At 36.4% G+C, this 12,806-nt stretch carries 10 protein-coding genes and 1 pseudogene; 3 read left to right on the forward strand and 8 right to left on the reverse strand.

The features are described from left to right. From hutI to hutU (ACEPXD_RS12305), 6 genes and pseudogenes are all read right to left on the reverse strand, one after another. Complete coding sequence (gene hutI / locus ACEPXD_RS12280) at window positions 1–1,236, reverse strand: imidazolonepropionase (protein WP_391116291.1); 1,236 nt, start codon at window positions 1,234–1,236, stop codon at window positions 1–3. Window positions 1,237–1,280: 44 nt separating this feature from the next. Continuing rightward, window positions 1,281–2,594: pseudogene (locus ACEPXD_RS12285) on the reverse strand (YjiH family protein). An 81-nt stretch (window positions 2,595–2,675) separates the two neighbouring features. Further along, entirely contained in the window at window positions 2,676–3,398 is a 723-nt protein-coding gene (locus ACEPXD_RS12290) for an amino acid ABC transporter ATP-binding protein (protein ID WP_391116293.1), read from the reverse strand. Further along, window positions 3,395–4,051, reverse strand: a complete 657-nt coding sequence (locus tag ACEPXD_RS12295; protein ID WP_391116295.1) for an amino acid ABC transporter permease — start codon at window positions 4,049–4,051, stop codon at window positions 3,395–3,397. Before ACEPXD_RS12295 ends, ACEPXD_RS12290 begins: the two co-directional genes overlap by 4 nt. Before the next feature lie 67 nt (window positions 4,052–4,118). Next, window positions 4,119–4,946 (reverse strand): basic amino acid ABC transporter substrate-binding protein, encoded by an 828-nt coding sequence (locus ACEPXD_RS12300; protein ID WP_391116297.1) that lies wholly within the window; start codon window positions 4,944–4,946, stop codon window positions 4,119–4,121. Between the two features lie 135 nt (window positions 4,947–5,081). Continuing rightward, window positions 5,082–6,800 (reverse strand): urocanate hydratase, encoded by a 1,719-nt coding sequence (gene hutU / locus ACEPXD_RS12305; RefSeq protein WP_391116299.1) that lies wholly within the window; start codon window positions 6,798–6,800, stop codon window positions 5,082–5,084. 361 nt (window positions 6,801–7,161) lie between these two features. Between hutU (ACEPXD_RS12305) and ACEPXD_RS12310 the strand changes: the two genes are divergently transcribed. Next, window positions 7,162–8,874 carry a sigma-54 interaction domain-containing protein gene (locus ACEPXD_RS12310; RefSeq protein ID WP_391116301.1) on the forward strand — a complete coding sequence of 571 codons (1,713 nt, stop codon included), beginning with the start codon at window positions 7,162–7,164 and terminating at the stop codon, window positions 8,872–8,874. Between the two features lie 69 nt (window positions 8,875–8,943). Here the strand turns inward: ACEPXD_RS12310 and hutU (ACEPXD_RS12315) are convergent, their stop codons facing one another. Further along, window positions 8,944–10,665 (reverse strand): urocanate hydratase, encoded by a 1,722-nt coding sequence (hutU, locus tag ACEPXD_RS12315; RefSeq protein WP_391116303.1) that lies wholly within the window; start codon window positions 10,663–10,665, stop codon window positions 8,944–8,946. A gap of 413 nt (window positions 10,666–11,078) precedes the next feature. On the opposite strand from hutU (ACEPXD_RS12315), the gene ACEPXD_RS12320 reads away from it, so the two are divergent. Both ACEPXD_RS12320 and ACEPXD_RS12325 read left to right on the forward strand, forming a co-directional pair. Next, entirely contained in the window at window positions 11,079–11,213 is a 135-nt protein-coding gene (locus tag ACEPXD_RS12320) for a hypothetical protein (protein WP_391116305.1), read from the forward strand. A gap of 9 nt (window positions 11,214–11,222) precedes the next feature. Next, window positions 11,223–11,489 (forward strand): GNAT family N-acetyltransferase, encoded by a 267-nt coding sequence (locus tag ACEPXD_RS12325; RefSeq protein ID WP_391123217.1) that lies wholly within the window; start codon window positions 11,223–11,225, stop codon window positions 11,487–11,489. A 231-nt stretch (window positions 11,490–11,720) separates the two neighbouring features. On the opposite strand, the gene ACEPXD_RS12330 is transcribed toward ACEPXD_RS12325, so the two are convergent. Further along, window positions 11,721–12,797, reverse strand: a complete 1,077-nt coding sequence (locus tag ACEPXD_RS12330; protein ID WP_391116307.1) for an NAD(P)H-dependent flavin oxidoreductase — start codon at window positions 12,795–12,797, stop codon at window positions 11,721–11,723. Window positions 12,798–12,806 lie beyond the last annotated feature (9 nt).

Genomic DNA, 12,806 nt, shown 5'->3' on the forward strand with positions numbered 1-12,806 from the left:
TCATCTGCAAACTACAACTTTTCCATCTTTAATAACTGTCTCTACAATATTTGTACCAAGTTCATATGCAATGTGTTTATAAGATGGAATGTCCCAGATCTGTAAGTCTGCAAGTTTACCAACTTGTATAACTCCTCTATCATTTAAATTTAGCGCTTGTGCTCCGCCATATGTAGCCGCTTTTATTGCTTCTTCTACTGTGAATTTATATAATCTACAGGCAAGGTTAATGACAAATTGCATGGATTCTGTATAACATGCAGGACAAAGATCAGTTGCAAGAGCTATCTTCATCCCTATGTCAAGCATTTTTCTCGCTTCAAAAGGTCTTTTATGACCAACTGCAAAATCCAACGCTGGCATTAATACACCCGTTACTTCCGATTTCGCAAGTTTTTCCATAACATCTACAGGTGTGTAGTTTAGATGATCTACAGAAACCATGTTCATCTCTACCGCTAAGTCCGTACCTCCGATGTATGAATAGGCATCCGCATGTAATTTGGGTTTCATGCCATACTGCAAAGCAGCTTCTAAAATTTGTTTGGATTCTTCCGCAGTATAATATCCATCATCGCACCAAGCGTCACAAAACTCTGCAAGTTTCCGCTCACCAACCTGAGGGATCATTTCATTGATAATAACATCCAGGTATTCGCTTTTCGACATACCTTTTGGAAATCCATGCGCACCTAAAAATGTATTAAGTACATCTACAGGAGTCTCTTTATCTAATCTTCTTCCCACTTCTAGTATTTTTATTTCACTTTCTGTAGTTAAACCATAACCACTTTTACTTTCAATTGTTGTAATTCCATAATCAAGCATGGACAATATTCTTTTCTTAGATTGTTGAAATAACTCTTCTTTTGATGCATCTCGTGTTAACTCAATTGTCCGGTTAGGACCTGTTGTAATTCCAAGCTCTTTCAATTTTTCAGGATCATTTCCGGTTAGTTTTGCTGCGTATTCTTCAACACGTGTACCATTAAAAACAAGATGAGTATGACAATCCACAAACCCCGGTGCAACAACTTTTCCGGTAGCATCAATTTTTTTTGAATGTTCTATATCAAAATTACTACTAATCTCTTCTTTTGAACCAACTCCTGCGATTTTGTCTTCTTTAATAGCAATCCAAGCATTTGTTAAAACTCCAATACCAGCCATACCATCACCAGTACAAGTTATTATTTCAGCGGCGTTACTAATGACTAAATCAACTCTTGTTTTCATTCCAAAAACTCCTTTCACTACCAAACCAATTTTTGTTGATAAGTTTAAAGAAATAAAAATGCAAGTGGTGTAACAATAATGAGCGTAAGTACCGTTCTTAAAAACCAAATTGCTAATATATGGCTCATCTTAATAGGTATTTCCGTTGAAAGAATACAAGGTATCAATGCCGAAAAGAATAGAATGGTTGAAATGGAGAGAGAGCCAATAATAAATCGGGTTTCTATACTAGCTTTTAGAACAACTAATGAAGGTAAAAACATATCTATCAAATTAATGGCCGCAGCTTTTGCAGCAAGAAACGGCTCTGGAATTTGTAGAATCCAAGTTAATGGATAAAAAATATAGCCTAGATAATCAAAGACAGGAGTAAAGTTAGCCAAAACTAATCCAAATAACCCAATGGACATAATCGACGGCAAAATACCCATTGCCATTACTAATCCATCTTTTACGTTTACAAAAATATTATCTTTTAGTTTTGGTGCATTATGAGCCGTATTCATGGCTTGCTCCCAAGCATATCTTAATCGTTTTTCTTTAATAACTTCTTCGGGAAATCCTTCCTCCGCATAATAATCATCGCTCATTTTATTTATTGGCCAAATCCTTACGGTAATAGCTGTTACAACAAAAGTAACTAAAAATGTTAGCCAAAAATAGAGATTCCAAATATGCATTTAATCCAATGTTTTAGCCACAACAATCATAAAAGTAGCGGATACAGTGGAAAAACCAGTTGCAATAATAATCGCTTCTTTTTTCGTATATTTTCCTTCTTTATATATCCGATTCGTTATTAATAAACCTATCGAATAGCTCCCTACAAATGAAGCAACTGCGTCAATTGCTGATCGTCCAGGCGTTCGCCAAATTGGTCGCATAATCGGTTGCATAAAAATCCCAATAAATTCAAGAAGCCCATATCCTACTAGTAAAGCCAAAAAGATAGCTCCTATCGGAACTAATACCCCGATTGGGATGAGCAAACTATAAAACCAATATGGTCCCATATTCTCAGCCATTAACCAAGCAGGACCAATTTCAAACAACACGAGAATCGCTGCAATAGCTCCTAACACCTTGAATCCAGATAACACCATTTCAACTTTACTTTTCCGCCAAGTGTTTGTGTAAAATGGGTAAGCTGCTCCTAACAATACTAGAATAATCGTGTAATAAGCATTAGCGGTTCCGGACAACGATCTAAGCCATGTTACAAGATGGTCTAACGGTATGGAATTTTTGTCGTTTATATCAATTGGAATAAAAAACATAAATATCCCAATTGCACTAAAGCAGAAAAACCTCAAAAAGTTTTTAAAGGAGTAGATCTTTTGACTTTCTCCAATGTTCATTTGTTGACTATCCACTGATTCTTGTAAATTACTCATTATTTCACCCCATAATAGACAGTTTAAGAATGCTCTTTTATCTTTTTACAAAACCTTACTTAAAAACGATTTTGTTCTTTCTTGCTGCGGGTTTTCAAATAATTCTTTAGGAATGTTTTCTTCTACGATAAAACCACCATCCATAAACAAAACACGATCTCCAACTTCACGTGCAAAACCCATCTCATGTGTCACTACTACCATTGTCATACCCTCAAGAGCTAACTGTTTCATCACTTCCAGCACTTCACCAACCATTTCTGGATCCAAGGCTGATGTCGGCTCATCAAAAAGCATTATTTTGGGTTCCATTGCAAGGGCTCTGGCAATAGCTACTCGCTGTTTTTGTCCACCAGATAAAGAATCTGGATAAGCGTTTGCTTTCTCCTTAAGCCCTACTTTACGAAGAAGTTCTATGCCTCTATCTTTTGCCTGTTCTGCTGATAACTTTCTTACTCTCATTGGGGCAAGCATAATGTTTTCAATTACAGTTTTATGTGGAAATAAATTAAATTGCTGAAATACCATACCAACTTCTGTTCTTACTTTATTAATATCTGTTTTTTTATCTGTTATATCAACACCTTCGATTGCCACATAACCGTCCGTAATAGATTCGAGTAGATTCAGACATCTTAAAAAAGTAGATTTCCCTGATCCAGATGGCCCGATAACCACCACTACTTCCTTTGGCTTAATAGATGCGTTGATATCTTTTAAAACCTCATTACTACCAAACGATTTCTTTAAATTTTTCACTTGGATCATTCTGTTGCCAACCTTCTTTCAAGACGATTTAATAAGAAACTCAAAGAAGTAGTTAACACGAGATAAATAAGTGCAGCTGTAAGATATGGCTCCCACACACGGTAATATTGGCTTGCTAGTGCTCGTCCGTAATACATTAGCTCTGGAGTTGCAACGATAGCCGCTAGAGATGATTCCTTAATAAGCACGATGAATTCATTCCCTAAAGGAGGAATCATTCTTTTAAAAGCTTGTGGCAAAATAACATCTTTCATCGATTGGATATGATTCATTCCAAGTGAACGCGAAGCTTCCATTTGGCCTTTATCAATTGACTGAATTCCTGCTCTGAAAATTTCTGATATATATGCACCCGCAATTAAGGAAAGTGCAATAATACTAGCTACTATACCGTTTGTATGTCCTATTAACATAGGAACAATACCAAAGTGAATTAATAATATTTGGACAAATAAAGGTGTTCCACGGAAAAAAATAATATAACAATTACATATAAATGAAATGAACTTATTACGCATCATTTTCCCTAAGCCAATTAATAGTCCTAATACAGTTCCTATTAGTATCCCAACTATCGACAATCCGATTGTTAGTACCGTACCTTTAAGAAAGAAAGGAATATACTCTACTATAATATCTAGTCTAAAATCCATTGATATCCCCCCCATTGGAACCAAAATTGCGTAACTACGCTTAGGGAGTTACGCAATTTGAACAAATTTACTTCTTTTTCTGTTGTTCTAACAGCGTAACCACGTCCGGCTCAGCACCAAACCATTGTTCATAAATTTTTGCATACGTACCATTTTCTAATACCTTAGTAACAGCTACATCAAAATCTTTTTTAAGTTCACTGCCCTTTGGAAACATAATCCCATAAAACTCTTTCTCAAAACCTTCTTCGTCTTTAATAACTACTAGCTTTTTATCTGGATTGTTTTTTGCATATTCTTCGACTACTGCATTATCTGCAACAACTGCATCTGCTCCTCCGCTAATCATTTCCAAGATAGCTAGATTATTATTGTCGAATTTTTTAATATTTTTGTGATTTTTTCCAAGAACACTTTCAACTGCTTCCTGTCCTGTTGTTCCACCTAGAACCGCAACTACCTTGTTGTTTTTTAAGTCTGCAGCGCTTGTGATATCACTACCTTCAGGAACTAGAATTTCGTTTGTAGATAAATAATATGGAACAGAAAAATCATATGTCTGTTCTCGTTCGTCATTAATCGTGATTGCACATATACCTAAATCAGAAAGCTTATCTTTTACTTCTACAAATAAAGGATCCCACCCGACATTTACAAGCTCAATGTCATAACCTGCTTCTTTCGCAACCGCTTTCATAAAATCTGCGTCAAATCCTGTAATTTCCCCTTTATCTAAATAAACGAATGGTGCATAATTGGCTTCTGTCGCTACTTTAAGTTTTTTCTTTTCTACACTTGAACCATTACCCTTGCCTGCATTAGCATCAGTTGTACCACAAGCAGCTAAAATTAGAGAAAAAATCATAACGATAGTTAGAAAAATATTCTTCTTCATTTAATAGTCCCCTTAGATTTAGTCAATTTTTTAAATCCATTATTCAAGAATAGAAAAGTAATACTTTTAAGAAGTAGTGAATAGCAGGGAGAGATCTAATAGAATATAGATCTCTTCCTTACATTTTTCAGAACCCTATACCTTTGCTTTTTCTTTAAGATCTTTAGGTCCAAATGTAGCTTCACGTTTCCACCATAATGGAATTTTAATGCTTTCATCCGTTAACTTTCCTTTTCCATTCGCAACGTCTTGTGCAATTTCGTAACCAGCTTGCGCGTGGCGAACAACTCCAATTCCAGAGTCCACAGTCATTGCTACTTCTAGTCTCATATCTGATTCCGCTGTTCCGTCCGCTACCATTGTAACGCCCGTATGAACCGCTTCACCCATTGAATAGTTCGCTTGGATGGCGATCAAATCACACATGCCGACTGCGTTTAATAGTCCGTTCAACATCGGCCAGTCAGAGATTAAATCACTGCCGTCTTTCATATTTTCTGATTCGAATGTCGGATTCACGATGGAACCTGAGTCTAGATTGTCACGTGAGAACGCAACTGGTCCGGCTAATTCCCCACGGCGAATCATATCGTTTACTTCTAAAGCAAATGCTTTACGTTGACCAAAGCCCATATAACAAATACGTGCTGGTAGTGCTTCAATTGGAATATGTTCTTTTGCCAGCTTGATCCAACGTGTTACCAGGTGATCGTCGCTGAATTTCTCTAAAATCATATCGTCAATTTTTCGTAAGTCTTCCGCTTCTCCTGATAAACAGATCCAACGGAATGGTCCGCGACCTTCACAAAATAGTGGACGGATATATTCCGCGACGAAACCTGGAAGACGCTTCGCTTCTTTTGCATCCATTCCTGCATCGATACATTCTTTTCGGTGACTTGTTCCATATTCGAATGAATGAACCCCTAAATCCATGAATTTAATAAGCGCTTTCAATTCACGAATCATTGTTTCGCGACCTTTTTCCAAGTATAAAGTACGGTCTGTATCGCGAAGATGTTCTGCTTCTTCTACTGTATATCCAGATGGCAAGTAAGATATTGGATCATGACCTGGTGTCATCGATGTAGAAATATCCGGTAACCAGCCTTTTTCTAGTACTTCTTCAAATACATCTGCAGCGTTTCCAACAACTGCAATACCAAGTGGTTTTCCAGCAGCTGCATATTCTTTCGCTTTCGCGATCGCTTCATCCAGTGAATCCGCTAGTTCATCGATGAATCCTTTGTCAATTCTTCTCTTAATGATTTTCACGTCTGCATCCACAAGAATTGCTACTCCACCATGCATCGTCATCGCACGTGTTTGGTTACCACCCATTCCCCCTGCTCCTGCAGTTAATAGGATTTTCCCAACAAGTGAATCGTTATAGTGCAAGCGAGCAATCGCAGAAAGGGTTTCAAATGTTCCTTGGATTACCCCTTGCGTGCCGATATATTCCCAAGGTGCCGCTGTATAGTTTGCATAGATTGTTAGGTTTTTATCTTGTAAATCATAGAATGTTGGCCAATCTGCTTTCATAATATTTGTCGTTGCCATGACAACGGTTGGTGCATATTTATGTGTTTTAAAGATCGCTACTGGCATACCCGATTGAACAACAAGTGTTTCATCATCTTCTAATTCTTTTAATGATTTCACAATGGCATGGTAAGACTCCCAGTTACGAGCCGCTTTCCCGATACCACCGTAGATGACAAGCTCTTCCGGTTTCTCTGCATTCTCCATATTGTTTTCAAGCATACGTAAAATCGATTCTTGTCTCCATCCTTTACAACGTAACTTGGGTCCTCTTTGTGCTTTTACGGAATATAAAATTTCTGGTGTTGTCATGATTAGTTCCCCCTAAAAGATTAAATTGTGTTTTACACTATTCTATAATGCAAGAGTCGTGCCAATTTTCTTAATTCATAAAAAATAAATGTTTTATCACAAATAAATTAGCTATACCTAAGTTATTTTAGAATTTCTTTCTATGACAAAATGCTTTTCAGTTCACACATACATGCAAAAAAACAGTAAATACCGCAGATAAATTTTTCGAATTATCTAAAAACTATACAAGAAAGATTAAAAACCTTGAATTCTATGCTATTTGGATAGGTGCAGATAAATTTTACATGCAGACTCTTCTAAATACTCAGAATCATGCTATACTATTGATAATTTTATAATTGAAAGGAGTAGATATATCTTGCTTGTTTCTACAATCGGATCAATAGTAAGAAGTTTTGTGGATGGTGTAATTGCTATAAACGAGGACCTTGGAATTCTTTGGTATGACATAAAAGAGGAACTTCCTATAAATGTGACAATTGGAGAATCTATTATTCATTTAATTGACTACAATACGAATCATTTAATCAATAATGATACATTTCTACTAGATATAAATGACAAACAGTTTTCAGTTAACGTTAAAGTTTTTTCTGAAGAGCCTACCTATATTTTCTTATGTTTAAAAGAGATTAATAAAGAATCTACCTCAGTGGAAGAGCGATTATATTGTTTAGAAAAAATAATTGAATCTCTTGATGAAGGGGTTATGATGAGCAACTTTGAAGGAGAAATTACTTTATATAATGATGCGCAGGAAAAAATGGAGGGATTATCGAGTCAAGATATACTTGGTAAACATTTATGGTCCGTTTACAATTATAATCCGCAATACTCAGAGCATCGACATACATTTAAGACTGGAAAGCCAATTTACTCAAGGTATCGTGCGCATTCCACCGTTAATGGGATACCTAAATATGTTAACTACAGTACATATCCAATTCAAAAAGACGGAAAAACTATTTCTGTATATTCACTAAGTACAAATGAATCCAAATTGAAAGATCGCCTTCATCAAACAATCGAACTAAAAAGACAGGCAAACATTAAAGGAGAAGAAAAAGCTCATTCAAAGAACGGAACTATTTTTACGTTTAATGATATAAAAGGAAAAAGTCTTGTCCTTTTAGACCTTATCAAGGAAGCTCAAAATGTTTCTATACATAATGCGGATACGTTAATTGTGGGAGAGACAGGCACTGGTAAAGAATTATTCGCACAAAGTATGCATAATCATAGTCCTCGAGCGGACAAACCTTTTGTTGCCATAAACTGTGCTGCAATTCCTGAAAATTTACTTGAAAGCACTTTGTTTGGAACTGTTAAAGGTGCTTATACAGGTGCTACAGACCAAATTGGATTGTTTGAATATGCACAAGATGGAACACTTTTTTTGGATGAAATAAATTCAATGCCGGTTACTTTACAGACAAAATTAATGCGAGTTTTACAAGAGCGACTAGTTCGAAAAGTAGGTTCGAATGATGTGGCACCTGTAAAGTGTACTGTTATTAGTGCATGCAACGAAGATCCAGAAAAACTAATTGCCGAAAACAAAATGCGTCTTGACCTGTTTTATCGAATTGCCCATACAAGTCTTTATATTCCTCCACTGAGAGAACGGAAAGAAGATGTACATTTTTTCATCAACTATTTCTTAAAATCATTTCAAGCAAAGTTTACTAAAAGAGTTCCAGACCTCTCGAATATACTACAAAAAAGTTTGCTTCAATATTCGTGGCCCGGGAACATTCGAGAGCTAGAGCATCTGATAGAAAACCTAATTATACGAGTACCTGAAAATGCAGATGTTATTGAAGTGGATCATCTTCCATCTTATATACGAGGAAAAATACTAATGGCGCATAAAAATAATTCAGCTGATCAAAGTAATGAAATGCAAAGACCACTGAAAAAAATCTTTAAAAGTTCGGAAAAGCAACTAATTGAAACAACATTAATGCAATCCGACTGGAATGTATCGCAGGCTGCAAAAAAACTTGGCATCACTCGGCAAAGCTTGCAATATCATATTAAAAAACATGATTTGGAAAAACCTACAGTATAAGATAAAAAACAGCACGGAATATTTTTATCAAATTCCGCGCTGTTTTTCTTATGTTAAATTATTTATACATTAAGCTTTCGCTTCTTCTTTTTTAAGATCTTTCGGTCCAAATGTAGCTTCACGTTTCCACCATAATGGAATTTTAATGCTTTCATCCGTTAACTTTCCTTTTCCATTCGCAACGTCTTGTGCAATTTCATAACCAGCTTGCGCGTGGCGAACAACTCCAATTCCAGAGTCCACAGTCATTGCTACTTCTAGTCTCATATCCGATTCCGCTGTTCCGTCCGCTACCATTGTAACGCCCGTATGAACCGCTTCACCCATTGAATAGTTCGCTTGGATGGCGATCAAATCACACATGCCGACTGCGTTTAATAGTCCGTTCAACATCGGCCAGTCAGAGATTAAATCACTGCCGTCTTTCATATTTTCTGATTCGAATGTCGGATTCACGATAGAACCTGAGTCTAGATTGTCACGAGAGAACGCAACTGGTCCAGCTAATTCCCCACGGCGAATCATATCGTTTACTTCTAATGCAAATGCTTTACGTTGACCAAAGCCCATATAACAGATACGTGCTGGAAGAGCTTCGATGGGAATATGTTCTTTTGCCAGCTTGATCCAACGTGTTACCAGGTGATCGTCGCTGAATTTCTCTAAAATCATATCGTCAATTTTTCGTAAGTCTTCTGCTTCTCCTGATAAACAGATCCACCGGAATGGTCCGCGACCTTCACAAAATAGTGGACGGATGTATTCCGCGACGAAACCTGGAAGACGCTTCGCTTCTTTTGCATCCATTCCTGCATCGATACATTCTTTTCGGTGACTTGTTCCATATTCGAATGAATGAACGCCTAGATCCATGAATTTAATAAGCGCTTTCAATTCACGAATCATTGTTTCGCGACCTTTTTCCAAGTATAAAGTGCGATCTGTATCGCGAAGATGTTCTGCTTCTTCTACTGTATATCCGGATGGCAAGTAAGATATTGGATCATGACCTGGTGTCATCGATGTAGAGATATCCGGTAACCAGCCTTTTTCTAGCACTTCTTCAAATACATCTGCAGCGTTTCCTACGACTGCAATACCAAGTGGTTTTCCAGCAGCTGCATAATCTTTCGCTTTAGCAATTGCTTCGTCAAGTGAACCCGCTAGTTCATCGATGAATCCTTTGTCAATTCTTCTTTTGATGATTTTCACGTCTGCATCCACAAGAATTGCTACTCCACCATGCATCGTCATCGCACGTGTTTGGTTACCACCCATTCCCCCTGCTCCTGCAGTTAAAAGGATTTTTCCAACAAGTGAATCGTTGTAGTGCAGGCGAGCAATCGCAGAAAGGGTTTCAAATGTTCCTTGGATTACCCCTTGCGTGCCGATATATTCCCAAGGTGCCGCAGTATAGTTTGCGTAGATCGTTAAGTTTTTATCTTGTAAATCATAAAATGTTGGCCAATCTGCTTTCATAATGTTTGTCGTTGCCATGACAACGGTTGGTGCATATTTATGTGTTTTGAAAATCGCTACCGGCATACCAGATTGAACTACTAGTGTTTCATCATCTTCTAACTCTTTTAATGACTTTACAATTGCGTGGTAGGATTCCCAGTTACGAGCCGCTTTCCCGATACCACCGTAGATGACAAGCTCTTCCGGTTTCTCTGCATTCTCCATATTGTTTTCAAGCATACGTAAAATCGATTCTTGTCTCCATCCTTTACAACGTAACTCGGGTCCTCTTTGTGCTTTTACGGAATATAAAATTTCTGGTGTTGTCATTGTAAGTTCCCCCTAAAAAAATTTAATTGTGTTTTACACTATTCTATAATGCAAGAGTCGTGCCAATTTTCTTAATTAAATAAAAATAATTTATTTTGTAAGTGAGAAGTGTTTAATATCAACTGTTTTTAAATTTATTAATTTCTTCTCTCATAATCCATAACTAATTACAGTTTAATAACAGTGAAAAAATCGCAGATAATTTTTGCTATATTGTAAAAAATGCATGAATACCAAGAATAATTTGATAACTAGTTATAAATTTAGCTTTTATAATGGTGCAGATAAAATTTTCTCATCAATTTTTCCTATTACATTTCTATAGATTCTATCTATAGAGATAATATTCAGAACAGTTTAGGAATGATAAAATATAGCTAATTGGTGAAGTATTTTAGAATAGTAGTGATTGAATGGATAATATTTTTGAAACAGATCGATTGTATTTATGTGTATTGGAGGAAGCTCATTTAGAGTACGTGAAACAATTTTTCGGGGATGAAGAAGTGATGGCATTATGTGATGGAGCAACCTCCCATGAAGTATAACTACAAGTTATAGAAGGTTATCGTAAATGTCACGTAGATAAAGGTTTATCTGTATACGCTGTAATAGAGAAAGAAACGAATGAAGTAATTGGTTCAGCAGGATTTAATATGACAGGCTCAGTAAATGAGGTAGAGTTAATTTATCATTTTAGTAAATTTTTTTTGGGAAAGGGCTATGCAACCGAAGCGGCATCTGCTTGTTTGGAACTAGCTAAAAACCATGGTAAAGTAGACCTCGTGACAGCTTCAGCAATCCTCATAATACAGTCTCTTTAAAAATTTTAGAAAAGGTTGGTTTTACTTTTTAAAGGTATGAAATGGTTTGATGATATGGAGCAAGAAGAACCTTATTATGAATACAAAATATAGTTTTCAATTGATAAATACAGATACAATAATTCCATCCGGCAACTAAAAGCGTAGTCATTGAATATCGTGTACCGTCACTTATTATTAAATACTGCAGGCTATACGTAATTTATACATATCTACAGTATTTTCGAATAATTATACATTTTGATATATTCTATTAGCTTGTTCTATGACACGCTGAATTAGTCTTTCTACTGTTTCGATTCTAGCAAGTGTGGAATTTTGACCAGACCAAAGTGACATATACTGTTTGTTATTTTGATTGGCAGAAGCTTTTCGAATTGATTGCGTTAGCACATTTTGAACTGGAAAACCGGGAATTGAAGCTTCGTGATTTTGCATTTCCTCTATAAATTTATTTTTCATACCCCTTGCCCATCTACCAGAAAATGCACGAGTTAACTTAGTATCATCTTGCTTCGAATGAAGGATTGATTCTTTATGTACTTGGTGTGCTCCACTTTCTTCACATGTCAAAAATGCAGTGCCCATTTGAACAGCTTTAGACCCTAGGCATAATGCAGCCATTAGTCCTCTTCCATCCATAATGCCTCCAGCTGCAATAACTGGAATGCTTACATTGTCCACAACCTGTGGAATTAAAGTCATTAAACCAATTAAACTTTCCTCATGGTCACTTAAGAAGTTGCTCCTATGTCCTCCTGCCTCACTTCCTTGCACAACTACTGCATCCATTTCTATTTTTTCAATTGCAACTGCCTCTGTCACAGTGGTAGCTGTACCAATCGTTATTACATTGTAATGTTTTAATTTCCCCATTACTTCTACAGTTGGAATTCCAAATGTAAAGGAACAAATAGGAACGTTTTCTTCTATAACAACTTGTATTTGTTCCATATATGAATGAAAAACATTCTCCACGATCGGTAGAATAACCTTTTCAACTGGAATATTCAATTCCCCATGATAATGATTTAACAGTTTATTCATCATTTCTACTTCATCTTCTTTTATCTGAAAATCGTTCGGTACAAATAAATTAACACCAAAATTATTTGCTGTTAACTGCTTTACTTCTCTAATCTGTTGGCGCAATTCATGCGCGCTCAAATACCCTGCTCCAATCATTCCAAGAGCTCCGTTATTGGATACAATAGCTACAAACTTAGAAGTAGTAATTCCCCCGGCCATTGGTGCTTGAATGATGGGATAATCTAGACCTAAAAGTTTAGTGATCTCATTTTTTAGCATTCATTCTAC

Source organism: Psychrobacillus sp. L3, assembly GCF_042945595.1.
Classification (GTDB): Bacteria; Bacillota; Bacilli; order Bacillales_A; family Planococcaceae; genus Psychrobacillus.

What these genes read in the sequence shown, in the direction of transcription:
- hutU (WP_391116299.1), bottom strand. Translation starts at nt 6,800, where the DNA reads ATGACAACACCAGAAATTTTATATTCCGTAAAAGCACAAAGAGGACCC.
- ACEPXD_RS12290 (WP_391116293.1), bottom strand. Translation starts at nt 3,398, where the DNA reads ATGATCCAAGTGAAAAATTTAAAGAAATCGTTTGGTAGTAATGAGGTT.
- hutU (WP_391116303.1), bottom strand. Translation starts at nt 10,665, where the DNA reads ATGACAACACCAGAAATTTTATATTCCGTAAAAGCACAAAGAGGACCC.
- ACEPXD_RS12330 (WP_391116307.1), bottom strand. Translation starts at nt 12,797, where the DNA reads ATGCTAAAAAATGAGATCACTAAACTTTTAGGTCTAGATTATCCCATC.
- hutI (WP_391116291.1), bottom strand. Translation starts at nt 1,236, where the DNA reads ATGAAAACAAGAGTTGATTTAGTCATTAGTAACGCCGCTGAAATAATA.
- ACEPXD_RS12295 (WP_391116295.1), bottom strand. Translation starts at nt 4,051, where the DNA reads ATGGATTTTAGACTAGATATTATAGTAGAGTATATTCCTTTCTTTCTT.
- ACEPXD_RS12320 (WP_391116305.1), top strand. Translation starts at nt 11,079, where the DNA reads ATGGATAATATTTTTGAAACAGATCGATTGTATTTATGTGTATTGGAG.
- ACEPXD_RS12300 (WP_391116297.1), bottom strand. Translation starts at nt 4,946, where the DNA reads ATGAAGAAGAATATTTTTCTAACTATCGTTATGATTTTTTCTCTAATT.